Annotated in this window: 24 protein-coding genes and 1 pseudogene; 6 read left to right on the top strand and 19 right to left on the bottom strand. The window is 41.0% G+C overall.

The genetic code is table 11. The annotated features are described in order from the left end of the window. The 4 genes from AWH02_RS05415 to AWH02_RS05400 form a co-directional block, all read right to left on the bottom strand. Window positions 1-4,096 (bottom strand): glycoside hydrolase family 70 protein (locus tag AWH02_RS05415; RefSeq protein ID WP_236708894.1); only part of this gene is annotated, 4,096 nt, incomplete at its 3' end. 63 nt (window positions 4,097-4,159) lie between these two features. Then, entirely contained in the window at window positions 4,160-5,053 is an 894-nt protein-coding gene (locus AWH02_RS05410) for an XRE/MutR family transcriptional regulator (RefSeq protein ID WP_081041913.1), read from the bottom strand. Between the two features lie 383 nt (window positions 5,054-5,436). Further along, a complete protein-coding gene (gene htpX / locus AWH02_RS05405) occupies window positions 5,437-6,330 on the bottom strand; it encodes a zinc metalloprotease HtpX (RefSeq protein WP_048777459.1) in 894 nt (297 codons plus the stop codon). 1 nt (window position 6,331) lies between these two features. After that, window positions 6,332-6,901 (bottom strand): LemA family protein, encoded by a 570-nt coding sequence (locus tag AWH02_RS05400; protein ID WP_008808499.1) that lies wholly within the window; start codon window positions 6,899-6,901, stop codon window positions 6,332-6,334. Window positions 6,902-7,115: 214 nt separating this feature from the next. Between AWH02_RS05400 and AWH02_RS05395 the strand changes: the two genes are divergently transcribed. The 3 genes from AWH02_RS05395 (at window position 7,116) to rsmG (ending at window position 9,812) form a co-directional block, all read left to right on the top strand. Next, complete coding sequence (locus AWH02_RS05395) at window positions 7,116-7,718, top strand: TetR/AcrR family transcriptional regulator (protein ID WP_060552998.1); 603 nt, start codon at window positions 7,116-7,118, stop codon at window positions 7,716-7,718. A 12-nt stretch (window positions 7,719-7,730) separates the two neighbouring features. Then, window positions 7,731-9,020: an MFS transporter gene (locus AWH02_RS05390; protein ID WP_060552999.1), complete on the top strand. Its 1,290-nt coding sequence runs from the start codon at window positions 7,731-7,733 to the stop codon at window positions 9,018-9,020. A gap of 78 nt (window positions 9,021-9,098) precedes the next feature. Further along, window positions 9,099-9,812, top strand: coding sequence for a 16S rRNA (guanine(527)-N(7))-methyltransferase RsmG (gene rsmG / locus AWH02_RS05385; RefSeq protein ID WP_060553000.1), 714 nt, complete (start codon window positions 9,099-9,101; stop codon window positions 9,810-9,812). 31 nt (window positions 9,813-9,843) lie between these two features. Here rsmG and AWH02_RS05380 read toward each other — a convergent pair whose 3' ends face one another. The 5 genes and pseudogenes from AWH02_RS05380 to AWH02_RS05365 form a co-directional block, all read right to left on the bottom strand. Then, complete coding sequence (locus AWH02_RS05380; protein ID WP_060553001.1) at window positions 9,844-10,305, bottom strand: putative immunity protein; 462 nt, start codon at window positions 10,303-10,305, stop codon at window positions 9,844-9,846. A gap of 18 nt (window positions 10,306-10,323) precedes the next feature. Further along, window positions 10,324-11,160 carry an energy-coupling factor transporter transmembrane component T family protein gene (locus AWH02_RS05375; RefSeq protein WP_060553002.1) on the bottom strand — a complete coding sequence of 279 codons (837 nt, stop codon included), beginning with the start codon at window positions 11,158-11,160 and terminating at the stop codon, window positions 10,324-10,326. Then, complete coding sequence (locus AWH02_RS11315) at window positions 11,147-12,001, bottom strand: energy-coupling factor ABC transporter ATP-binding protein (RefSeq protein WP_398576919.1); 855 nt, start codon at window positions 11,999-12,001, stop codon at window positions 11,147-11,149. Before AWH02_RS11315 ends, AWH02_RS05375 begins: the two co-directional genes overlap by 14 nt. After that, a pseudogene (locus AWH02_RS11310) lies at window positions 11,981-12,832 on the bottom strand (ATP-binding cassette domain-containing protein); the annotation flags it as partial. The gene AWH02_RS11315 and the pseudogene AWH02_RS11310, both read right to left, overlap by 21 nt. A 10-nt stretch (window positions 12,833-12,842) precedes the next feature. Next, window positions 12,843-13,604, bottom strand: a complete 762-nt coding sequence (locus tag AWH02_RS05365) for a nucleoside phosphorylase (RefSeq protein WP_060553004.1) — start codon at window positions 13,602-13,604, stop codon at window positions 12,843-12,845. A 215-nt stretch (window positions 13,605-13,819) separates the two neighbouring features. Between AWH02_RS05365 and AWH02_RS05360 the strand changes: the two genes are divergently transcribed. From AWH02_RS05360 to AWH02_RS05350, 3 genes are read left to right on the top strand one after another with little or no spacing between them, the layout of a single operon-like run. Further along, window positions 13,820-14,446 carry a GTP pyrophosphokinase gene (locus AWH02_RS05360; RefSeq protein WP_060553005.1) on the top strand — a complete coding sequence of 209 codons (627 nt, stop codon included), beginning with the start codon at window positions 13,820-13,822 and terminating at the stop codon, window positions 14,444-14,446. 3 nt (window positions 14,447-14,449) lie between these two features. Beyond that, on the top strand, window positions 14,450-15,136 hold the full coding sequence (locus tag AWH02_RS05355) for a response regulator transcription factor (protein WP_060553006.1): 687 nt from the start codon (window positions 14,450-14,452) through the stop codon (window positions 15,134-15,136). After that, complete coding sequence (locus AWH02_RS05350) at window positions 15,126-16,358, top strand: sensor histidine kinase (protein WP_060553007.1); 1,233 nt, start codon at window positions 15,126-15,128, stop codon at window positions 16,356-16,358. Before AWH02_RS05355 ends, AWH02_RS05350 begins: the two co-directional genes overlap by 11 nt. Before the next feature lie 152 nt (window positions 16,359-16,510). Here the strand turns inward: AWH02_RS05350 and AWH02_RS05345 are convergent, their stop codons facing one another. The 10 genes from AWH02_RS05345 to AWH02_RS05300 form a co-directional block, all read right to left on the bottom strand. Further along, entirely contained in the window at window positions 16,511-17,419 is a 909-nt protein-coding gene (locus tag AWH02_RS05345) for a DUF4299 family protein (protein WP_060553008.1), read from the bottom strand. 162 nt (window positions 17,420-17,581) lie between these two features. Further along, a complete protein-coding gene (locus AWH02_RS05340) occupies window positions 17,582-18,190 on the bottom strand; it encodes a DJ-1/PfpI family protein (protein WP_060553009.1) in 609 nt (202 codons plus the stop codon). Between the two features lie 423 nt (window positions 18,191-18,613). Beyond that, window positions 18,614-18,973 carry a TfoX/Sxy family protein gene (locus AWH02_RS05335; RefSeq protein ID WP_060553010.1) on the bottom strand — a complete coding sequence of 120 codons (360 nt, stop codon included), beginning with the start codon at window positions 18,971-18,973 and terminating at the stop codon, window positions 18,614-18,616. A 9-nt stretch (window positions 18,974-18,982) separates the two neighbouring features. Further along, window positions 18,983-19,396: a VOC family protein gene (locus AWH02_RS05330; RefSeq protein ID WP_060553011.1), complete on the bottom strand. Its 414-nt coding sequence runs from the start codon at window positions 19,394-19,396 to the stop codon at window positions 18,983-18,985. A gap of 56 nt (window positions 19,397-19,452) precedes the next feature. Next, window positions 19,453-20,256 (bottom strand): helix-turn-helix transcriptional regulator, encoded by an 804-nt coding sequence (locus AWH02_RS05325; protein WP_060553012.1) that lies wholly within the window; start codon window positions 20,254-20,256, stop codon window positions 19,453-19,455. A gap of 238 nt (window positions 20,257-20,494) precedes the next feature. Next, window positions 20,495-20,803 carry a putative quinol monooxygenase gene (locus tag AWH02_RS05320; protein WP_060553013.1) on the bottom strand — a complete coding sequence of 103 codons (309 nt, stop codon included), beginning with the start codon at window positions 20,801-20,803 and terminating at the stop codon, window positions 20,495-20,497. 15 nt (window positions 20,804-20,818) lie between these two features. Beyond that, window positions 20,819-21,805 carry an oxygen-dependent tRNA uridine(34) hydroxylase TrhO gene (trhO, locus tag AWH02_RS05315; protein ID WP_060553014.1) on the bottom strand — a complete coding sequence of 329 codons (987 nt, stop codon included), beginning with the start codon at window positions 21,803-21,805 and terminating at the stop codon, window positions 20,819-20,821. A gap of 127 nt (window positions 21,806-21,932) precedes the next feature. After that, the gene (locus AWH02_RS05310; RefSeq protein WP_223358662.1) at window positions 21,933-22,406 is read right to left on the bottom strand and encodes a DUF6773 family protein; all 474 of its coding nucleotides are present in this window, start codon (window positions 22,404-22,406) and stop codon (window positions 21,933-21,935) included. A gap of 24 nt (window positions 22,407-22,430) precedes the next feature. After that, window positions 22,431-23,108, bottom strand: coding sequence for a CPBP family intramembrane glutamic endopeptidase (locus AWH02_RS05305; RefSeq protein ID WP_060553015.1), 678 nt, complete (start codon window positions 23,106-23,108; stop codon window positions 22,431-22,433). Next, window positions 23,105-23,581 carry a DUF6773 family protein gene (locus AWH02_RS05300; protein WP_060553016.1) on the bottom strand — a complete coding sequence of 159 codons (477 nt, stop codon included), beginning with the start codon at window positions 23,579-23,581 and terminating at the stop codon, window positions 23,105-23,107. Before AWH02_RS05300 ends, AWH02_RS05305 begins: the two co-directional genes overlap by 4 nt. Window positions 23,582-23,603 lie beyond the last annotated feature (22 nt).

Here is a 23,603-nt window from a genome sequence, read left to right as displayed (position 1 = left end):
TTTTAGCACCTTCTGCAAACTTGCCGACGGCCATCTCGCCTGAATTGGCATCGAAGTAACGAATGCTCTTATCTGCTAGTGTCACTACTTGACCCTTGACCTGCTTGCCATCTTGGCCGAAGTAGAGGGTTTGCTGACCAATCTTTTGAAGGCCTGTTAGAGCGACTCCGTCTGCTCCAAAATAGTACCAATCACTTGGGTTGTCACCCTGAGCAAAACGATTGATGACAGCATTTCCTGAATCCTTGTCAAAGTATCGAAGTTTGCCATCCTTAGCACGTACAACCTTACCCTTAACTTGATAACCATTTTGGTCAAAGTATTGCTGGCCATCTCCTATCTTGACGAGACCCCTAGCCATAACACCATTAGCATCGAAATAACGCCAGTTTTGGCCATCAGAAGTGTAGTAACGGTTGAGAACCTTGGCACCAGTCTTATCATAGTAGTACTGATTGCCATTTTCATCTTCTTGTAAAGCATCACGCAACTGAACCCCATTCTTCATGAAGTAAAGCTGCTTGCCATCAATCTCACGAACTCCTGTTACTAGATATCCTTGATTATCAAAGTAATACCAATTGCCATTTTCATCCTGGATAAAAGTGTCTTTAGCTTGATTACCACTAGTTGAATAGAACTTAAAGCCATTTGTGTCTTTTACAAATCCTGTGGAAGCTTCTTTATTGACCAGCTGTTTAGGTAATGCTGTCTCTCCATTCTTGTTAGACAGGTATTCTTTGCTTCCCCAGTCTTTAAGAACATAGTAAGCACCACGACCTAAGATATTGGTTCCGTTGAAGTACTTAGCCGACCACTTGGTAATCTTCTCATCAGTCGTCATCTTTTGGCCGTTAGAAATTTGTACTCGTTCAAAGATTTCTGGATATTTAGCTTTAAGCTCATCCAAGAAGGCTCCACCATACTTGCCTTGGTAGTCGGTCCCATTGGTCTTACTATTAGCCACATAAAGTTTTTCTTTGATTTCTGCGCCTTCACGATAGGTTCCGTAGTTGTTGACACGAGTTGCCGTTACCACTTCCTTGCCTGGCAGGTTGTAGATTTGGTCTGGCACCCAGTCCGCAATAGCTTGGATATTAACACTGTGAAGAGCACGGAGAGTATTGAGCAGGTCATCTAAAGAACCATATTTATTGTTCTTGCTCATTGCCATATCATAGCGATCTTCAAAGGCATAACCATTTTGGATAATAGAATCTAGGAATGTACCGTCTTGGCTAGATACATACTGAGGTGGCAACTCAAATGAAGTCACTCCCCATTCCTTGAAGAGGTTAACATTTTTAGCAATGACCTTATTGGTATATTGGTCATCGCGAGTTGCAAAGTCTTGGAAATTAGAGAAGCCTTCGTAAATCAGCTGCGAATCAAGAGCAGGACTAGATTCATAAACCTGACCGCTAGCATTTTTCTTCTTGCTAGCTGTTACACGAGCATCCTGATTCTCTTTAGCACCAACTGGGACCCAAACAGCCAGATAACCAGAAACTTGGACATTGCTGTAGCCTGCGATATCATTCATATCAAAGGTCAAAATACCATTGGCATCCGTCTTCTTCCAGAGCGATTGTGGCACTTCTTCGTCAGTTAGATAGCGGGAAATCCCATCTTTGGTCGTCAAGAGCACAGGACGGTAGTATTGATTCTTATGGGCTGCTCCCATATTGACTTGCAGTTTATCCCATTCGTTCAGTTTCAGGTTAGGGTTGTTAGAAGCAATAACTGCCATCCCTTGAGTACGAGTTTCTGCTGTTCCTTCATCCGTTGCTTCATTGGCACCAGTACCGTAGCGAACAGAAGTCAAAATACCATTGTATGACCATTTATCAGCCTCACGAGGTACACCCATATAGGTGACTTTCATATCCTGGCCACCAGCTACATACTTAATCCGAGCCCGCAACAAGGCATCAATGGCATCGTAGTAAGGAGATTTTTTCTCCATATATTGGCCATCATCAGTATAGAGGTCGCCATAGTAGACCCGAGTGATGGAGTCTTTATTGGAGAGCATGAGAGCATGTGCAGTTGGAATGTTGAACTGCGTATACTTCTTGTCCGCCTTTCGCATATCTTCGTTGTAGATCTTGAAGGCTTGCTTGAGCTCATCCATGGTAAAGGTCAAACCATCCGTGTTTGGATTGATATTTTCCCGAATGATATCAGCAATAACAGTTTGTACTTCACTGTCATGAGCCCGAACAAAGATATAGTTGGCCATCCGCTCGCCATTTTTCTTTTCAGTAGAACGGTCATTCAGACTATTCGTAATCGTTGGCTCTACTCCACTACGGATAGAAAGCTTACGCATGAACGAATAAAGCAAGGATAGACGAAGCTTGTTATCAATTGCTAGTTGAGAACCCTTAGTATCCTTATTATAATCAGGGTCGTTATCTGACCAAGCTTCCAAGATAGATAGATGCTTGATGGCTTCTTCTTCACTTTCTCCAACCTTGTAGCGGGACTTAAAGTAGTCAGAGGCAATCTGAAGCAAGTCTGCATTGACATTATCCACTGCGTCAACTCGGACTCCGTCAAAGTTAGCAGTTGGATCATTGGCCACGATACTTCCGAAGTTCATCATATAGTGGAGCCAGTTTAGCTGCTCAGCTTGAACAGCTGGATTAGAGTTATCAAAATCATTGGCTAATAGGAACTCATAACCACCATTTGACTTATCGATGAAGTATTTAGGCGTACCGGTCTGGCTGGTTGGAGTGCGGTTAAGCAGACGATATCTAGAGTTGGCATGAGATGTCTTATCACTATTTGTATAGAGTAGGGCTCCACCTTGCAGATGGTCCTTGTTCGTCCCAGTTGTTTCAGATTCTGTCTTAATATTCCAATTTGGCTGAGTTTTGACAAAGGCACTCATCAGCGTTCTCAACCATTTTGTGTCGCCTTCTTTGCTAATCCTTTCTTCAATTTTTCGCTGCACTTGCTGAACAGCATCTGTTAAAAGAACTTGCTCGGTCTTGCTTTCAAAAGCGCCAATCCCCAAATTTTCTTGATTCATATAGTTGAGGTAATTAATCTGAGTCCGCTTGTCAGGCCACCAAGCCATTAAAAGGGGACGCAAGTCTGTTTCTGTCGAGGCAGTCCATGTTTTTCCATCTTTTAAGATGAACTTTGGACGATACCAGCTATCTGCTGTCAAATAGCCATCTACAGTCTCAATATCCTTGTCAGTCGTACCATAAAAAGCATTCTTTTGGGTGAATTCATTATTGAGACTGCTGGTTCCTTGCTGGAACTGATATTCATTTGAATCAACCAAAGCCCCGGTTTCTGCATCAAAATAAAGAATTTTTCCATTGAGCTCAACTGCAAAGTTTTTCTTAACTGTGCCGTCATCCTGAACATAGTATTTCTTGCCATCAATCGTCTTGATATGGGCCAACACATCGTCATCATGCTCAGTATTTACCGGCGCAGCTTGTGCTTGAGCAGCCAGCATTTTCTCGGTTATTGATTCTTTTCTTTGGGCTGGTTCTGGCAAACGCCCTTTCTTTGGAGTCGCTATAATCTTGTCAGAAACGGTAGCTTTTGCTACATTTTCGGTAGTTTCTTCTTGATCATTGGCTCTACTATCTTGTTTAGCCTGTAATGCATCTTGAGCTTTGTCAGTTGACTCAGCCTGATCGGCTACTTTAGGCTCTTGAGAGGAGCCGCTCTTTTCAGAAGAGTCATCACTCGTTTTCTGAGTCAATTCATGTCTGGAGTCAGTTCTTGAAGTTTCAACTTCTTTATTCTGTTGCGTCGTCTGTTCGTTAGCTGTTGGATTGGTTGCCGCACTAGCTTGATAGGTTTCTTTGCTAGAAGAAGCCTGTTCTTTTACTTCCAGTTGCGAAGAGTCCGTTGCTTTGTCTGAAGTAGTTTGCTCCGAGTCCTTGCTCTGAACAGCGGACTGTTCTTTTACATCGGCCACTTGATTAGCATCATCCGCATAGATCACACCTGATTCAATCCCCAAGGCCTTTGGAGCCACAAGAAGAGCCAGGGAGGTAACAGCAATCGCTACCCAGTTCTTCTTAACCTTATGCATTTTATAATGAACTTTTTTCTCCATCATAAAACCTCCTTCTGAAAATAGTATAAAGTTTTACCCTTATTTTAATCTTTTTCAGAGGAGGTTCTATTCTATTTGCAAATCTGCAACTACTGTTAGCTGAATTCGCTCAAATTGTTCTTTGAGTTTTTGAGCAACACCAAAAGAATCTAAATATTCAAAAGTTGACAAACATTGTTCAATATCATTCCGAGCATGAGGATTGCCGACTTTATAAGAATAAAGGGCCTTATGATATTTGATCAGCACCCGGTCATAAAGATCCGTCTCAGGGATTTTTGTATTATCAATATAATTAAGAAATTTCATAGCTACTTGTAAATGATTGTCCTCTATACAAACACCTACAACATTAAGTAACATCTTAATAATCCGTCGACGATTCTCCGGCAGGTTATTGTAAAATTGAGTGCGATTAATCATTTCACTGGCAAAAGTTTCCAGTGTTTCTAAGGTCAATAGGTTCACACTGTTTGTAAAGATCCAAAGCTCATAGCGGCCCCATTCTTCAACAGAAAAGAGATAATCTGTCAAAAACTCAATGTCTTCCTTACTGACTTGATAGTCTGGATTACAGGTCGTTAAGGCAGCCCTGATTACAATGGTATTTAACTTGTAGTTCTTTTTTTCTGGAAATTCTTGAGCCATGGCTTCAGAACCAGCTAAAATACTTTCTAATTTAACGACATTATTCTCACGCTGAGCCTCAGAAAGTTTTTGAGACAATACAACATCATCAGCTTCCCTATAATTATGATAAACATACTGAAATTCAGCCAAAGAGACAGACATGTTCCTGAGGCAACTATAAAAAGAATCAACTGTAAGGCTACTAATACCTCGTTCATATCGAGACAGCTGGGCAACAGAAATATCACCTGCCGCCACTTCTTTGAGGGACATATTCTTTGATTCTCTAATGATTTTTAAAATTTTTCCCGACGACTTTACGATAAGCATACCTCACTTGCATATATGTAATAAAATTCTATTTTTAATATACTAGTCCTATTTTACAGTTATGTTAAGAGCTGGCAACAAAAGATTTCTCAGTGATTCCATCCTATTAAATTCGATACTAAAACATCTGAAAATACGATGTTTTGAAAGACTTACTGCTTAAATCCGCCAAATAAAAGATATCTAATCTTTTTATCTTCCTTGGCCAAAGAAAAGAACTGCACATACCAGGTATTTAACACCTACACAGTTCATAAGCGAATCTCATCCTTTTTTATTATGACAAGTATTTTTGTCTGTAACACTGACCATACAATCAACAAATAACTCCTCTCCAACTTTGAAACATTGTCAAAATAAAAAACTGAGAAAAACCCCAGTTTTTACATTTTTCTTAATCTTTCTACCCGCTCAGAGATCGGTGGGTGAGTGTAGAAAAGTTTTTGCAGGCCACCTTTTTTCTTCGGATCGCTAATATACAAGGCCGCACTAGCATCATCTACATGGCGGTGCATGGGCTCACTATTATCCAATTTTTGCAGGGCTCTAATCATTCCTTGAGGATTTCTAGTCAACTCAACACTTGAAGCATCTGCTAAAAATTCACGTTGACGGGAAATGGCCAACTGAACCAGGGTAGCTGCCAAAGGGGCTAATATAATAGCAATTAATGAAAAGACTAACATCAAAAGACCAAGACCACTATCATCATCACGATCATTCCTTCTTCGTCCTCCACCGTACCACATCATCCGGCCAGCAACACTCGATATCATGGTAATGGCACTAGCCAGGGCGACTGCAATGGTTGAAATACGAATATCATAGTTGCGAATATGACTAACTTCATGCCCTATGACACCCTCTAATTCCTCGCGATTCATCAGTCTTAAAAGACCAGTTGTCGCTGCGACAGCAGCATTTTCAGGATTAGATCCCGTCGCAAAAGCGTTGGGAGAATCATCTTCCACAATATAAACCCTAGGCATTGGAACCTGAGCTACCATCGCCATATCTTGAACAATATGGTAAAGTTCAGGTGCTTCTTGCTCAGACACTTGTCGAGCACCATTCATGGACATGACTACCTCGGTAGATTGAAAAATCATCGTGATAGCATAAATAAGTCCAATAATGAAGGCAATAATCATCCCACCCAAAGGAGAATTCATCCAAAGATAGCCCGCAGCTGCTCCGATAAGAGCTAAAAGAGCAAAGAAGGCGACCAAGAGAAACCAGGTCCGCCTTTTATTTGCAGCAATTTGTTCAAATAACATATTACTCACCTAAACCATTGCTACCAAAATCAACTTTAGGCACAGCTTTTTCTTCTTCAGGAGTAGACAAGAAATCAGCAGGTCTAAAGGCAAACATTCCTGCAATAACATTACTTGGGAAAGCTTGCAACTTCACATTATAGTTACCAGCAACAGAGTTATAAAGCTGTCGTGAGTAAGAAATCTTATTTTCAGTGTTTGTCAATTCTTCTTGCAACTTCAAGTAATTCTCATTTGCCTTCAAATCAGGATAACTTTCTGCAACAGCAAAAATTCCTGAAATCTGACGAGTCAAGGCATCGCTGGCCTTCATCGCATCAGCAGGTGAAGAAGCAGACGCAACTTGAGCACGCAACTGAGTCACTTTTTCTAAAGTAGCTTGTTCATATTTCCCATAACCTTTAACAGTTTCAATCAAGTTAGGAAGCAAGTCATTCCGACGCTTAAGTTGAACATCGATCTGACTCCATGCTTCTTGTGTCTGCATCCGTGCCCGAACAAGCGAATTATAAACAGAAATCACAAACAAGACTATAACGACAACAACTGCAATAGTAATAATAAATGACATAAGAAGTCTCCTTTTTAACAACATTGTAGGAATGGAATAGCCACTGTAAGTCCCCATCCCTAAGAAATATAAATAAACAGAAAATCTACTGTTGTAGTCATTATATCAAAATTTTGAAGAAGTGGCTAAATTATTGACAATCTTTTCCAAAAAGAGTATTCTGTAGATAGAAAATGATCGACCGACGGTCGGTAGATAAATTTAGGAGTTTCTCATGGCAAATAAAAAAGAATTTATCTTAGATGTAGCAGAAAAAATGTTTATCGAACAAGGGTTTGACCAAACATCTATCGCTCAGATTCTAGATGCAACCCAGATTGCAAAAGGAACCCTCTATTATTACTTTACCTCAAAAGAAGAGATTATGGATGCCATCATTGAACGTTGGATTGATCGATCTTTTGAGCAAGTGCGCATTTGGGTGGAGCAAAAACAACTTCCAATACTTGAAAGATTAATGGGTGCTCTAGCTTCATTGAATATGCAAAAAGATGGCCAAGAACTTTTAGACCACTTACACGCGCCCCAAAACGCACTTCTTCACGAAAAAACCAATCAAATCTTATTGAGCAAAGTCCCTCAAATCCTCTATCCCCTTTTTCAAGAAGGCTTTCAAACAGGCGAGATGCGAACGGCTTATCCTTATGAGAGTATCGAGATGATGCTAACTTACTCCTTGCAGATTTTTAACAGCTCCTTCCAAAAATTTGACCAAGCAGAAAAAAATCATAAAATTCAAGCTTTCATCTACCTATTAGAGAAAATTTTTCAAACAAAAGAAGGGTATTTTGCTTCTTTAGAACAATTAATCCACTAAAGGAGGCTCCTTATGAAATATAGTGGCTTTAAGATCTATCTACTGATATGGCTAGGAACTTTTATTTCGGAAATCGGAACAGGTATGACCTCTTTTGCACTAGGAATTTACATCTACCAGCTGACTGGTCAAGCTGCTTCTTCTGCCCTAGTTACCCTTTGTGCTTTTTTACCTGGGCTCTTGATGACTCCCTTGGCAGGGATTCTAGCCGATCGTTATGACCGTCGTCTTCTAATGGCTCTGGGTGATGGTCTATCAGGTCTGGGAGTTCTCTGGATTTACTTTAGTTTACAGGTTCATCAACCTTCCATACCTCAGATTTGCCTTGGTGCAGCAATTAGTTCCGTATTTTCTGCTTTGGTTAACCCAGCTTTTCGAGCCACCATTTCCGACCTGGTTCCGGAAGATCAGATTTCCAAGGCAACCGGTCTCTCACAGATCAACGGCATTGCTCGTTACCTCATTTCCCCTAGTCTCGCTGGACTGATCTTAGCTCGGGGGACAATCGGTCAGATCCTCTTAATTGATTTTTCAACTATTTTTGTGACTGTTATTTGTAGCCTGATCGCTCGCCGTCACATCAAAAGTCCGAGAAAGTCTACACCTCATCCTTTCTGGAGTGAATTTATACGAGGCTTTCAGATTATCCATGAAAAAAGAGGAATCTGGCTCTTGGTTTTACTGGGAACAGCTTTCTCTTTCTTTCTAGGGACTGTTGAGATTTTGCTTTCTCCTATGATTCTGGGCTTTGCCTCTAGTCAGGAAGTTGGTTGGACCATCGCCATTTCCAGTAGCGGTATGCTCCTTGGCGGACTTATCTTAGGAATCTTTTCCATTAAAAGGCATTTTCATTTGATTCTTAGTCTGTCATTAGGTTTATTGGGAATCTTTATGGCAGGTATGGGCAGTAAAGAAAACCTAGTCTGGATTTGCTTTTTTGGCTTCTTACTGTTTATGTCTCTGCCTTTTGCGAATACGGCTATTGATTATTTGATTCGCTTAAATATAGATAAGAGTGAGCAAGGGAAAGCCTGGGGGACAATCGGAATCATCTCTCAGTTCGGTTACGTCATCGCCTATGCCAGCATGGGCTGGGTGGCCGATAGCTTCTTTAAACCACTCCTCCTCCCAAAAGGAGCATTAGCCACTTGGCTCGGCTCCATCATCGGAACAGGAAGTGGCCGAGGTTATGGACTTCTTCTCATCCTTGCAGGATTTTGTATCAGTATTAGCGCTCTCTTTCTCTACCGCCAACCCGCAATAAAGGAGCTCAAATATGTTTCTAAGATTAATCCGGAATGATGTAAAAGATCCCCTCTTGAACTGAGGTCTCCTTTTTATGATATAATAGAATGAACATTGACAGACAAGGATGAAACTATGACACCGCAAGAATTTTACCAGCTATTGAGCCAGCAGGGGATCGAGCTGACCGACCGCCAGAAAGACCAGTTTGAGCGTTATTTTGAACTCTTGGTCGAATGGAATGAAAAAATCAATTTGACAGCTATCACTGAGAAAAATGAAGTCTATCTCAAGCATTTCTATGATTCAATTGCCCCCGTTTTGCAAGGCCTGATTGATAATCAAGAACTTAAGCTGCTGGATATCGGTGCTGGTGCTGGCTTTCCAAGTCTCCCTATGAAAATTATCTGCCCTCAGCTAGATGTGACTATCATTGACTCGCTCAATAAACGAATCAACTTCCTCAAACTGCTGGCTGAAGAGCTGGAGCTAGACAAGGTTCACTTCTACCACGGTCGTGCAGAAGACTTTGCTCAGGATAAGGCCTTTCGAGCTCAATTTGACCTGGTCACTGCCCGTGCAGTCGCTCGCATGCAAGTCCTGTCTGAACTGACCATTCCCTATCTAAAAGTTGGCGGGAAATTGCTGGCACTCAAGGCTTCCAATGCTCCAGAGGAACTGGACGAAGCAAAAAATGCTCTCAACTTACTCTTTAGCAAGGTCCAAGACAACCTCAGCTATGCCCTACCAAACGGCGATCCCCGCTTTATCACAGTGGTAGAAAAGAAGAAAGAAACCCCCAATAAATACCCCCGCAAAGCCGGCATGCCAAACAAAAGACCATTATAAGAAGAAAAACCAGGCAAGGATGCCTGGTTTTTTATGTCATCTTCAATAATTCAATTTGCTTCAGCCGTTCTTTTTTAACAGCATCAAAATCACCTGGATACATCTTGTTTATCAAGGTAATAGCAAAATCCGCTGCCCAAAGGCCGTGATATTTAACATGGGGACTAGCTACAAGCTGAGCCATAGTTCGATAGAATCTCACTTTAACTACATCTTCTTCCTTTTTTGCTAAACGTGAAATCTCAAAGCTCAGATTTCTAGCGGCATGATAGGAACTCTCCCCTGCTAGCCAGTCATCCATAGCAGTAAGAGCCTGTTTCATCTCCTTTGTAAATGCAAAAGCAGTTAGCTCCGAAAGATACGTGGCATATACTTGGCAAAATCGAACTACTTCTTGGTGTGTTTTTTCTTCATAAATTTTAATAAAGGCTTTCTTCAAGTCTGGCGCATCCTCTATTTTCCCCAAAGGTCTTTGATAAGCGTAAATATCCATATTTTACTTTCCTTCATCCTATCTCCAAGGATCATAAAATCGTCCATGGTTGACAAAGAATAAACCTAAACTAATCAACAAAAAAGCTAGAGACAAAGTAATAACAAGGATGTCTAACTTGGTAAAGGCTTGGTAGGTATACCAGGTTCTCTTTTTATTTTTTCCAAAACGGCGGAGTTCCATGGCTGTCGCAATCGTTTCGATTCGTTCTAAAGAGCTAAAAATCAAAGGAATAATAATCTGTAAATTCCCCTTAATCCGCTGGCTCAATTTGGCCTTGCTCGACAATTCTAAACCACGCGCCTCTTGTGACATCTTAATCAGATAAAATTCCTCTTGTAAATCTGGAATATAGCGGAGGGTAAGGCTGACAGAATAGGCGATTTTATAAGGAATACCAATCTGATTGAGACTGGAAGCAAATTGACTGGGATGTGTTGTCATTAGAAAAATAACTGCCAAAGGAATCGTACAGAGGTACTTCAAACATAGATTGAAGAGATAAAACAATTCTTGTAAGGAAACATTATAAATACCGAGACCATCCAGCAGAACCGTACTGCTCCCATAAATATCCTGGCCATATTGGGGCGCAAAGAGATAAACCATCAGTATATTGAGGATGGCAAAGACTCCTGCAAAAACCAAGACAAAGCTAACATCTCGCAGACGAATTCCTGACAAACGAAAAAGTGACAGAGATAGGATAGCGATCACTAGCAAAAGTCGCGTATCATAGCTAATCATGGCTGCTACAGACACAAGGATGAAAAATAATAATTTACTGGCACCTGACAGACTATGAACAAAGCCAGTTCCAGCATGATAACCAATGATTTTCTTATCTTGAAACATGGCTTGCTCCCTTCTCTTTCATATAAAACTCTGTCAAAGCTAGAGGGTCAACTCCCAACTTCTTAGCCAGAGTAAAAATGGAGGTTTCCTTCAGATTCGCTGTCGCAATCAAATCTTTATCAGTCAGTACTTGGGCAGGTGATTTGTCCGCCAAAACCTGACCATCCACTATTACAATCGCACGGTCAGAATAATCCAGCATCAGTTGCATGTCATGGGTAATCATGATAATCGTATGACCCTTTTGATTCAGCTCATCCAAGAAGTTCATAATTTCCGTATAATTGCGCTGATCTTGGCCCGCCGTTGGCTCATCTAACAGGATCACTTCTGGCCCTAAGACCAAGATAGATGCTATGGTCACCCTCTTCTTCTGACCGAAAGACAGGGCTGAAACAGGCCATTTCCTAAATTCATACAGACCACAAGTCTTCAAAACTGCCAAGACTCGCTCTTCGATCTCCTCCTCAGGGAGGCCTCGCAAGCGAAGACCTAGGGCAACTTCATCAAAAATCATGGTTTCTGAAATCATCTGATTAGGATTTTGTAGTACATAGCCTATCCGTTCCGCTCGCTCCTTAATAGAATCACCCTTGATATCCTTGCCCTGCCAGCTGTAGGAACCCTCTGTCTGGATAAATTGGCAGAAAGCCTTAGCTAGAGTGGACTTACCAGCCCCGTTCTTGCCGACAATAGCAATACGTTCTCCCTTAGCAATCTCAAGAGAAATATCCTGCAAAACAGGTCGCTTGCCATAAGAAAAACTGATATGCTCAACGGAAAATAGGTTAGAATCCCTTTCTTGAGTCGCCTCTACAACAGCCTCTTTTGAAAATGGCAAAACTGGTAACTCTAGACTGGCCAGATCAGACAAATGATCCATCTCAGCTATATCGAGACCTAGCTGGCGCAAGGTGGTCAGATAGAGGGGCTCTCGTATCCCATTTTCAGCCAGTAAAGTTGTCTTCAGCAAAAGATCGGGGTGATCATCAAAGAGAATCCGACCATCATTGACCAAGACCAAACGGTCTACTGAGCGATAAAGGACATCCTCTAAACGATGCTCGATAATAATAGTGGTCGTTCCAGCTTCCTTGTGAATCTGATCAATCAAATCAATTGCATCCTGGCCAGATTTCGGATCTAGATTGGCTAATGGTTCATCAAAAAGCAAAATGGGACTCTCATCAATTAAGACACCTGCCAGGCTGACCCGCTGCTTTTGACCACCAGACAAATCCTGAGGCCGATGCTGAAGTAAGTTCACCAAGTCTAATTTTTCCGCCCAATGCTGAACTTTTTCTTTCATGACGGGTAATTCAACCATGTCGTTTTCTAAAGCAAAAGCCAAGTCTTCCGCCACACTGAGACCAATAAATTGACCATCTGTATCTTGTAGAACTGTACTGACTAAATTGGACTTGTCATAAATGCTAGACGCAAAGGCATCCTGTCCCTGAACCTTTAAGTGACCGCTAGCTTGGCCTTTATAGATATTAGGAATGATACCGTTTAGACACTGGCCCAGAGTTGACTTTCCTGACCCGGAAGGACCGACAATTAAGACCTTTTCGCCTTCATAAATGGTCAGATTAATCTCTTTTAAGGTCGGCTCCAGCTGGGCCTGATATTGAAAAGTGAAATTTTCAAACTGAATTATAGGTTGTTTCATTGTATTCTCATTATAAAGCTAGGGCGATTTGCACCGCCAGATTTGCTATCTTATCTTTTTCATCCAAGTCGGCATGATTGGACAGATTTCTCATATCCCATTTTTCCTCTGACAAATGGTCAGCAGCATAGAAAAATTGGCAGACAGTTACAGAACGAAAGGCTGCCAGAGCAGCAACAGCAGAACATTCCATATCGACGCAAATAGCTCCTGCTTCTTTTCTCCTTAAGAGTTTCTCTGCTGTCTCTCGGTAAATACCATCTGTGGTCCAAACCTTGCCCCGACTATGGGAAATGCCACGTTCATCTAAAAATTCTAGCAGAAAATCCTGCAGACCATCATTCACCACAATTTCATCAGATGCTGCTTGGTAATGATAACTAGTCCCCTCATCTCGTATGGCAACTGTTGGCACAATGATGGAAGTCTCACTAATATCCTCGTTCAGCACGCCACAGGTGCCGAAGAGGACAAGCTTCTTCATTCCAAAAGCAATAAGATCTTCTAAAATGGCAACACAGGCCGAGGCACCAACCGGAGCATTAAAAAAAGCTAGTTCCTGATCAGCCACAAAAACTCTGTATATCGGAATCTCTATATTGGCCATACTCGTTGTTGTGATAAGCTCATGATTAAAATTTTCCAAGAGTCTTTTGAAAGTTTCTCTAGCAAAGCAGGAAACTGCTACTGAAGGAAAATCGGGAATAGGCTCAATCAAATCTTCAGGATTGATAATGGCTTTGGGATTTTGGTCAAATTCTTCTAGTATCACGCCTACTCCTTTCACTTTCGCATTTGTTCTTTCTATTGTATCATAAAAAGCTTGGATCCTTCAGCTTTATCAATTAAATTCATGCATTAACAGAACAAAAGACGAATCTTTCCTTTCACAAAACTTAAAGTAAATCACTTCCTGCTAAAGGCTGATATGTTTACCTGTCTTTCGTGGTATAATAGAAAGACTAAAGCAAGCAAAGAGAGAGAATCATGACGAGTATTTATGAAGCTTACGAGCAGTACCTGCCTCTTATCCTAGAGGACTTTACTCAAAAAATCAAAACAGCCGCATTAGAGCACAAAAAAACAACTTCTTTCAAACTCTATGAACATTTTCACGCCCGTATTAAGACCTCTGACAGCATGGCAGAAAAATGCCAACGAAAAAATTTACCTCTGACTGCTGAATCGGCTCTCAAACAGATTCGGGATGCTATCGGCATTCGTATTATTACAGGATTTGTGGATGACATTTACCAAATTATTGACTTTATCCGTCAAATGCCTGGCATTCATATCTTCAAGGAGAAAGACTACATCAATCAAGTCAAGCCTAATGGCTACCGCTCCTATCACCTCATTTTAGAAGTAGAGACCCCCTACCCTGACTGCTATGGAAAGACTCCAGGCAAGTACTTTATTGAGGTCCAGCTACGAACCATTGCCATGGACTCCTGGGCCAGCCTTGAGCACCAGATGAAATACAAGCACGAGATCAAAAATCCAGAACGGATCGAGCGGGAACTAAAACGCTGTGCCGATGAACTCGCTTCCTGCGACTTGACCATGCAGACGATTCGCAATCTCATTCAAGAATCTAACGAAAGAGAGGACTAAGTGATGAGAATTTTGTTAGCTGAAGATGAAGCCCAACTTAACCGTGTTATCCTAGCTGCTCTTGAGCATGACGGCTATCAAGTTGATAGTGTCTTTAATGGCCAAGAGGCCTTGAACCTCGCTAATCAAAACACCTACAATGTTATTATTCTTGATATTATGATGCCCATCATGACTGGATTAGAGGCGCTCAAAGAAATCCGAGCAACTGGTAATACCACCCATGTCATCATGCTGACTGCCATGGCTGAGGTCGATGACCGAGTGAATGGACTAGATGCTGGGGCTGATGACTATCTGACCAAGCCCTTTTCTCTTAAAGAACTCTTGGCTCGCCTCCGCTCAATGGCTCGTCGAGCAGATAATTATAGTCCTGTTCAGCTCCAGATTGGCAACACCGAGCTTCATCTGGACGAACAGGAACTTCGTGCTTCCAATAGTATCCGCTTAGCCGGAAAAGAGCTCAAACTTCTCCAATACTTCATGCAGAACTCAGATAAAGAACTGAGTCGTAGACAAATCCTTGAACGAGTCTGGTCAGATGAAGAAACAGACCAAGAGCTTGCTTTTATTTATGTATCCTACCTTCGTCAAAAATTGAAAAGCGTCCATTCTAATCTAGAAATCCTTGGCGATGAAGCTGGTCCATTCCAACTTACTGAAAAGGCAGGTAAGGATCATGTTTCGTAAGCTCCAGCTTCGTTTTATCGGACTTGCCACTCTGGTTGTCGCCTTAATCTTGGGAATGTTTTGGCTCTTGATTAACTCTGCTGTCTACGCTCAAACGGAGAGCAATATCCAAACCGTCTTGTCTGTACTAACAGATAATGACGGCCAATTACCCATGACAGAAGAAATTAAGCAAGACTTGACCGATAAAAACATCCAAGAAGGTATTATTTACAACTTCCAATATTTCTCAGCCAGCCAAACAAAGCAGACTACCAGCATCAACCTAGGCAATATCCAATCACTCAGTGAAAATACTATTTATCAGATGGCTCAAAAGGCCTTAAAAACAGGTGGTAAATATGGCCAAATGCAAGCCAACAATCGCTACTTCTCCTACCAAATTAGTAGCAAAGGCCAAAAACGCCTAGTTGCCTTTTTAGAAACGACCAACTACAATCGTGAACGGAGTATTTTAGCTCAATTTTCTACCTGGATTGCTCTTGCAAGCCTCTTTTTCCTAACGCTCATTATCGCCTTGGTCTCTGGCATTGTAATTCGTCCTTATATAAAAAGCTACGAAAAACAACGTATTTTCATTACCAATGCTGGTCATGAACTCAAAACGCCTTTAGCCATTATCGCAGCCAACACTGAACTGCAAGAGATGATGACAGGTGAAAACGAATGGACAGAAAGTACCAAGGCTCAAACGGAAAGATTAAACAAACTAATTGCCCGCTTGATCAGGCTGTCTCGGATGGAAGAACACGAAAATCTCGAGCTAACCAGCGTCAATCTCTCAGAATTGATTGAAAAAGTTGGGAAAGACCATTCATCCCTCATCCAGCAGGAAAACAAATATCTAGAACTAGACGTTCAGCCAGATTTAAAAGCCATGATGTCAGAAGATGAAGGCTACGAATTAATTAGCATTCTCTTGGATAATGCTCGTAAGTATTGCGATGATAAAGGAACGATTATGATTAAGGCCTACAACAATCGTCGATCCTTTAGGCGCAAAGTTCGCATTGAAATTTCAAATGACTATGCAGCTGGGACAAAGAATGATTACAAACGTTTCTTTGACCGCTTTTACCGAGCCGAAACTTCCCACAATAACCAAGCCGTTTCTGGCTATGGAATTGGCCTCTCCATGGCCCAACATCTAACCAGTCTCTTCAAAGGGAGAATCTGGGCTTCTTACAAGAAAGGTCGGATAAGTTTCAACATTTCTCTCTAACCTAACAAAAGTAATCTCCAATAAACTCAAAAAGCAATCTGAATAGAACAGATTGCTTTTCTTGATATGACAAGTAAACTGCTTGGAAGAAATTTTAGAGTATCTTTCACAAGGCTTTGCTAAATGAATCGAGTAGAACGATCCCGTCTCTCCTACACAAGCTCAGGACAGCTGTCAAAAAGATCTTTCATTTGGGCAAAAGTCATAGCAGGAACATAAATTTTCTCACCATCAAATACTTGAGCCATATCCTTAGGGAGCCTTTCCAAGAAATCTGAATAAGAAATTCTCTTATAAAAGAAGAACTTTTCAACATTATCTGGATCCGTATCATCACATCCCACAAGATTGCAACACCAGCTTAATTTTGACTCATCGATATACTCTACATCTTCCGGAGCTAGACTAAGTTCAAAGGGTAGAATCGTGTCAACACCAGCAGTTAGAGTATATACTCCTAAAATTTGTTGATTCTGCTCATTCCCATAAAATTTACTTTGCGCATCGTAAGCGTCGAGGTACTGTCTAAGTGTAAAGAAATCACTATAACTCTGGGCAGGATTATCCTCTTTTAGGAATCCTTCCACCATCTGAGGGTTCAGGGCAATTCTCCTGCGAACCCCATCTTGATACACTAAGGGATATCCTAACTTTAGAAAGTTCTCCAAGCCTAAGAGTATATCTTCTTGATATGGGAAAGCTAATACACTTGAGCTACTATATTCCCTGCCATGCTCATCATGAATACTAGTGCCCAGATAAGCTGATAGCTTAGAAACCAAAGTTAAGGCATACTCCCAATCAGCAAGTGTTGAAGGTATCAAAATCCTCACATTATAAGTTTTATGAGTTTTGTCATATTCTAAGTCAATGTAACGACCAGACTTAGCAGGAGCCCAACACTTCAACAAAGGAAGCTTATCCAAGCCAAGAGTCAAAGAATCCTTCTGAGCCGGGTGGGATTCAAGCCCGTCGACCAATCCAAGTAATTCGCTGATTTTTAAAACTTTTTGAAATCCTAGAAGACCTCGTTTATTCGAAATGGAAAATGTTATACTCATAAAATAATGCCCCTATCATATTTTAACTATATTATAGCATAAATTGCTATGGGGAAAATTAGAATCTGAAACAAGCTTTTCCATTTTTAATTCTTCATTTTGACATAGCGGTACAAATTACACAATCACTAAAAAAACAATCCGATCTCCTCAGATTGCTCTTTATTTACTAGAAAAGGGGTCTTGGTCAGCCTTGTTTTGCCACACGTATTCTGCTTTTTTAGCCAATTCTTCTGCCAAGTCCTGACCCCAAAAATCAGCTACAAAGCCCAGGGACATATCCATACCGGCCGAGACACCTGACGAAGTGTAGAACTTCCCATCTACGACCCAGCGTGCTTGGTCTTGCCAAAGGACTTCTCTATCATGTGAAGCAACCCAAGACAAGGCAAGCTTATTGCTAGTGGCTTTACGCCCCTTGAGTTGACCAATCTGAGCTAAAAGAGCTGCTCCTGTACAAATACTTAAAACCAACTCAGCTTGCTGAACAGCCCTTTCTAGCGAAGATAGGAAAATCTTATCCTCCACCATCTTTCTGACACCTTGGCCACCAGGCAATAAGAGAAGAGAATTGGGAGGTATGCTTTCAAAATTATCCGTCATGATTTGAAAACCTTGCCGACTAGAAATCAGACCACCAGTAAGGGAGACATAGTTCATCTCTACATTGGGTAAAGCAGCTAAAAACTCTACCGGTCCCATCAAATCTAGGGTCTCAAAATCATCAAAAAGAAATGAAATAATCGTAATTGGTTGCTCTATTTTTAACATTGATCTCCTCTCATTTTCCATTGGTTCATAGCAGTCACTTACTCTACTTTTGATAACGACCCAATAGGAATAAAAGTACCACCAAACCAGTAACAAAGAAAACGATCCCTAGAATCAACTTGATAATGAAACCGACAAAATAGAATAAAAAGATCAAAGCTAAAAGAAATAGAAATATTAGAATTCCCATAAGATCACCTCTGGCTACTATTATACCTAAAATCATGAGATTGGGATAGTTTTTGCTTATTCTGAGTAAGTCATAGTAAGGTAAAACTCATTTTTTATACTAGCAAGTCTAATAATCTTCTAGACTCTCGATTAACGGGGTATATAGCACAAAAGCATATAAAAATTTGTACTTAAAAAGATAGACCAGTTAAATCAAAGTTTAGTTAGACTCTCTTCTTTATTATTTTACTATTAATCTTCAGACGATAGGGTCAACTCCTGATTGTAGGCCAAAGCTAGCTTGATCCAGTAAGACAGTTCCTTTTGTCCTTCGCCATCTAAATCAATATAGCCATGATAAAGCCTCCCCTTCATTAACGTCACACTAGCACCATTTTTAGGTAGAACCTGCTTTTCCAGTTCCTTACCGATGCGCACCATGACAAGCTCTTGACTTCTCGAACTCACAGTAACGGTCATCTTACCACGGACCATAAAAGCCAAACCACCAAACATCTTCTTCTCTTCTACCTCTTCTTCAAAAACATGAGGAGGAAGTTCAGTAGCTAAAATGGCACGGACTTGCTGGGCTAAGGATTCACTATAAGCCATCCTTCTACCTCATTTCATCACATCCCAGCCGATACCAAAACGGTCAATCAAGCGGCCATAAAACTCTGCGAAAGCTTGTTCCTCTAAAGGATAGAGAATTTGCCCACCTTCAGCAAGCTTAGCAAAGAGCTCATCGGCTTCTTCTCTACTGTCTGGGCTCATAACCAACCATTGATTGGGCTGATGATTGCTAGGAATAGACAGGTCATTAAAAACACCTACATCCTCACCATTCAGGGTCAAGTTTTCCGTATCTAAAGCAATCCAGGCAATCTTATCTCGTTTTTCTGCAGAAAGGTTTGCTGGATCCATCATCTCACTTGCTCGTACAAGTCCCTTTATCTCAGTCTGAAAAATGTCCGCATAAAAACGAAAAGCTTCTTCTGCCTGACCATCAAAACTTAAAAACACGTCTAATTTCATTATTGTTCCTCCAATTGTTTATAACTGAGAATAAATCTCTATCATCAGTTTATCAATTAGGATAAAAATTTTCTTATTCTCAATTGCGCTTGTTTGGCTAGGGAACGCATGATTAAAACTGGAAGATTAACTGTAATAGGTGGATCGCTGGGCAAGGGCCTGCGCATGCTGATTTCCTCTTGATAGATGTTATCGCCTGAAAAAGTGAGAGGCTCATCGCTCCCCCAGCGAAAGTTATGCTTCAAGACATAGTTTTTAGACAGGCGTAAATCCTCCAGCAATTCACAGGCCAAAAGATAGTAGTGACCATCCGGTACATTTTCAAAAGTAAACCGCCTCTCCTGACTCAGTGCTACTCCGATAACCGGCTCTTCTTTAGGTATGCGGGTTTTAAAAAGCCCGACACAGCTAATGCGTGGTTCATAGCCCTCAGGATAAGATAGCGCCACGGTCAAGCGATTGCCACTTTTACAGTCGGGATCCTGATGTAACAAAGCTCCCTTCTCATCTAGCTGTTTGACCATAAAATCATAAGCCTTGGTTGATTCTTGATAGTATTTTTTAGGCGAAAGTCCAGTATGCCGCTTAAACGTATTAGAAAAACTGCCTAGACTATCATAACCAGCTTCCATAGAGGTCTCGGTCACATTTTGCCGGCCCTCTACAATCTCCTGAATCCCTTTTTCCATCTTAAGAGCTTCCACATATTGCTTGATAGAAAAGCCCATCTTTTTCTTGAAAGTTCTGGATAGATGGGAAGGACTATAATGGAAATACTGAGACAAATCAGTCAGACTCAGCTCTTCATCTGCATGCTGACGCAGATAAGTTGCCACTTCTTCCATGATAGCTTTAGACATAGACTTGCTCCTTTCCCATTTATTAAGCTCATTATATCACATCAAAAAGAAAGGACAAAAAATCAGAACTGTGGAAAGAAAACCAGAAATCAAGTGATAATCCGCGAGATGCCCCAAGAATCGGCGGAAATAGTCTGCTTTCCAAAATCTCTGTCCAACAAGACTTTTACCTGTAGATAAATGATAAAAAAACTTTAGACGTTTGAATCGTCTAAAGTTTTTAGTTTTTCTTAGGAATTTAGAAACTTGCCTTACCATCAAAAATAGTCAGCTTATGCAAATTTTCCATGCCTGCAATAATGGGTCTAGCTTTTGCAATGAGATTTTGAAAAACTTCCAAGGTCAGACTGTCATTGTGAGCTTGCTCGCTCTCCCAAACTTCGTAAATATAGATGCTGTTGGGTTCATCTGCCTTCTCACCTAAGATATAGCAGAAACAAGTGTCAAGATTTTGCATTTCTTTGACAACTTCTTGCATGTAAGCAGTAAGTTCCTGCACCTTTTCTTCTTGGGCCATTAATTTCCCATAAACACAAAATTTTTCCATTAGGATCTCTCCTTATTACTGAGCTACCAATGTTTCCAAGCTTTCCCCAATCGCAGCCAAACGCTCCACCACTTCTGCCTGGCTCAAGCCGTTTTCAGCCACATAGCGGTTACGAGGGTGAACGCGACATTCGTGAGAACAGCCACGGAGGTACTTGTCTTCATTTTCTTCTGAAGTCAGGATGCGACGGTTACACTCTGGATTGCCACAGTTGACATAACGCTCGCAAGGAGTACCGTCAAACCAGTCTTTCCCAATCACAACTGGATTGACATGGTTGATATCAACCGAGATACGCTCATCAAAGACATACATCTTGCCGTCCCAAAGCTCACCTTGAACTTCTGGATCCTTGCCGTAAGTCGCGATACCGCCATGAAGCTGACCGACATCCTTGTATCCTTCACGGACCATCCAGCCTGAGAATTTCTCACAACGAACACCACCGGTACAGTAAACAACCACGCGCTTGTCCATGAACTTCTCTTTGTTATCACGGACCCATTGTGGCAACTCACGAAAGTTGCGAATGTCTGGACGGATGGCTCCGCGGAAGTGACCCAGATCGTACTCATAGTCGTTACGAGTGTCTAGAACAACAGTGTCTTCGTCCAAGAGGGCTTCCTTAAATTCCTTAGGTGACAAGTAAGCTCCTGTCGTCTCCAGAGGGTTGATGTCATTATCAAAATCATTGTCTTCCAAGCCCAAGTGCACGATTTCTTTCTTGTAGCGAACAAACATTTTTTTGAAGGCTTGCTCATTTTCTTCGTCAATCTTGAACCAAAGGTCTTCCATTCCCGGCAAGGAATGCACATAATCCATGTATTTTTGAGTGGTTTCATAGTCACCAGAAACCGTTCCGTTGATTCCCTCATCTGCCACCAAGATACGGCCTTTCAGACCGATAGATTTACAGAAGGCCAGGTGGTCAGCTGCAAATTTCTCAGCATTCTCAATCGGAACATATTTGTAGTAAAGTAGGACGCGAATATCTTTTGCCATAAGATTTCAACTCTCTTTTCTCTATAAAATTTTCTGAATTTTTAATTCATCTATTTATTATAACCTGATTGAAAAAACTGGGCAAAAAATTTGTTTGGAAAATAGCAGATCTGAATCGCTAAATACTTCACTCTTCCTCAAGTTGGTTCAAATAGCGTTCAAAACGCTTCTTTTGACTCTTGCTTATAGCCTCTAAGAAAATATTGGCCACTAGTATCAAGGGAAGATGAATGCAAAATGTAACCAAAATGGCCAAAAGAAACATGGGGTGAAAAACACTATTATGATAAATAGCATGATTCAGTTGGAAATTCTGACAAGCAATCAAGAGGGTCAGAAATCCTGTCGCAAGTAGCACACCCCAGATAGTCAGACTGAAACTGTTGTAATAATTAGCTCCTAGATATTGAGCTCGACAGAGAAAATATAGACCTGCAATCGCAATCAGGATCAAGAATGGTTGATAGTGAATGGCTCCAGCATTCATAGCTACAGAACCAGCATATAAGGCTAATGCACCATACAACAAAAGAATAAAAGCCTCCATGCCAGCCTTATTGACAAGTTGCTCTTCACGTTCATCTAAAATTTGACGATGAATTAGTTATATCTTCATTTTAAGCTCCTATACTTCCATTCCAAAAATACCAATTAACAACATGATAATGGCAGGAAGTCCATTATTAATCATGTGAACTGCAATACTGACTTCCAAGCGACGAGTTCGATAGGCCAGCAATGTCAAAATCACAGAAGAAACAGCATAAATCACAAAAGACACGATATTGGTTGGCCCGTGAAAAAGCGCAAAGAGGAGTCCGCCTACGATATAGCCCCATCCCTCATAGCCTTTAAAGATTTTTAGTGGGAGGATTCCACGGAAGATAATTTCTTCAACAATAGGTGCTAAAACTCCAAGCATGATGGGTAACAAAATCCCATTTCCTCTTTTAAACTCCTCTATCAAAGACGCCTGATTAGCCGTTGTAACTTCTCCATTTAGCCACCGTAATAAAGCAGTTCCAAGGATAGATATAAGGAACATGCCTAAGATGCTAAGAGAAATTCGTTTCCCGTCTCCTTTTTGAAAGACTTTCCCAGACTGAGATAAGATTCCAATCTTCTTTGCTACCACGATAAAGACCAGTAAAGCGAGGAAGATTAGCAAAATACCTATGCCAATAGTCCACTGTTTTGAAATTTGATAAGTTTCTGCTTTCTGCTGAAATACCATAGGTAGCACATACAAGGCTAAGGCTAAGAAGGCACAACCACCCCACATCAATCTTTTCCAGCAAGTCATTCTTCATCCTCCAATTCCTGATCCAACTTTGCCTGACGTTTGCCGTTTAGGAAAAGACTAATCTTGTCCATGGTCAAGCTTCCAAATATAAAAAGAACCATTGCAAAAAACATCTTAAGCAGATACAACATACTCAGCATGCTAGCCATACTTTCTCGCTGTCCAAAGAAATCAATAGCCACAAGAATTAAAGCAAAAATAATTCCACTACCAACACGTTCTGGCCATTTTTCCTCTCTCACCATATCACGAACATCAATGCCTAGGCTTAAGCGACGAAGCAAAGCATAGAGACCTACTAGGATAAGGAGAGTCCCTTCTGGCAGATAAGCTAGCAAGCTTAGACGGAGAATATAGACTTTGAAAAACACAGATATAGCTAAGAAGAAAAACATTCCTAACACTAATTCTCCTGCAACTTTTCCGTCCAATTTCTCTATTCGTTCATCTTTTAAAACAGGCTGCTTCTTCATTTTTTTACTCACTTTCTTATTT

Origin of the sequence: Streptococcus gordonii (genome assembly GCF_001553855.1) — a bacterium.
Classification (GTDB): domain Bacteria; phylum Bacillota; class Bacilli; order Lactobacillales; family Streptococcaceae; genus Streptococcus; species Streptococcus gordonii.
This window is presented reverse-complemented; position numbering and strand designations above follow the sequence as displayed.

Bases quoted from the DNA above. Each gene is read 5' to 3' on its own strand.
- AWH02_RS05410 (WP_081041913.1), bottom strand. From the start codon at position 5,053: ATGCTTATCGTAAAGTCGTCGGGAAAAATTTTAAAAATCATTAGAGAA.
- htpX (WP_048777459.1), bottom strand. From the start codon at position 6,330: ATGTTATTTGAACAAATTGCTGCAAATAAAAGGCGGACCTGGTTTCTC.
- AWH02_RS05400 (WP_008808499.1), bottom strand. From the start codon at position 6,901: ATGTCATTTATTATTACTATTGCAGTTGTTGTCGTTATAGTCTTGTTT.
- AWH02_RS05395 (WP_060552998.1), top strand. From the start codon at position 7,116: ATGGCAAATAAAAAAGAATTTATCTTAGATGTAGCAGAAAAAATGTTT.
- AWH02_RS05390 (WP_060552999.1), top strand. From the start codon at position 7,731: ATGAAATATAGTGGCTTTAAGATCTATCTACTGATATGGCTAGGAACT.
- rsmG (WP_060553000.1), top strand. From the start codon at position 9,099: ATGACACCGCAAGAATTTTACCAGCTATTGAGCCAGCAGGGGATCGAG.
- AWH02_RS05380 (WP_060553001.1), bottom strand. From the start codon at position 10,305: ATGGATATTTACGCTTATCAAAGACCTTTGGGGAAAATAGAGGATGCG.
- AWH02_RS05375 (WP_060553002.1), bottom strand. From the start codon at position 11,160: ATGTTTCAAGATAAGAAAATCATTGGTTATCATGCTGGAACTGGCTTT.
- AWH02_RS05360 (WP_060553005.1), top strand. From the start codon at position 13,820: ATGACGAGTATTTATGAAGCTTACGAGCAGTACCTGCCTCTTATCCTA.
- AWH02_RS05355 (WP_060553006.1), top strand. From the start codon at position 14,450: ATGAGAATTTTGTTAGCTGAAGATGAAGCCCAACTTAACCGTGTTATC.
- AWH02_RS05350 (WP_060553007.1), top strand. From the start codon at position 15,126: ATGTTTCGTAAGCTCCAGCTTCGTTTTATCGGACTTGCCACTCTGGTT.
- AWH02_RS05345 (WP_060553008.1), bottom strand. From the start codon at position 17,419: ATGAGTATAACATTTTCCATTTCGAATAAACGAGGTCTTCTAGGATTT.
- AWH02_RS05340 (WP_060553009.1), bottom strand. From the start codon at position 18,190: ATGTTAAAAATAGAGCAACCAATTACGATTATTTCATTTCTTTTTGAT.
- AWH02_RS05335 (WP_060553010.1), bottom strand. From the start codon at position 18,973: ATGGCTTATAGTGAATCCTTAGCCCAGCAAGTCCGTGCCATTTTAGCT.
- AWH02_RS05330 (WP_060553011.1), bottom strand. From the start codon at position 19,396: ATGAAATTAGACGTGTTTTTAAGTTTTGATGGTCAGGCAGAAGAAGCT.
- AWH02_RS05325 (WP_060553012.1), bottom strand. From the start codon at position 20,256: ATGTCTAAAGCTATCATGGAAGAAGTGGCAACTTATCTGCGTCAGCAT.
- AWH02_RS05320 (WP_060553013.1), bottom strand. From the start codon at position 20,803: ATGGAAAAATTTTGTGTTTATGGGAAATTAATGGCCCAAGAAGAAAAG.
- trhO (WP_060553014.1), bottom strand. From the start codon at position 21,805: ATGGCAAAAGATATTCGCGTCCTACTTTACTACAAATATGTTCCGATT.
- AWH02_RS05305 (WP_060553015.1), bottom strand. From the start codon at position 23,108: ATGACTTGCTGGAAAAGATTGATGTGGGGTGGTTGTGCCTTCTTAGCC.
- AWH02_RS05300 (WP_060553016.1), bottom strand. From the start codon at position 23,581: ATGAAGAAGCAGCCTGTTTTAAAAGATGAACGAATAGAGAAATTGGAC.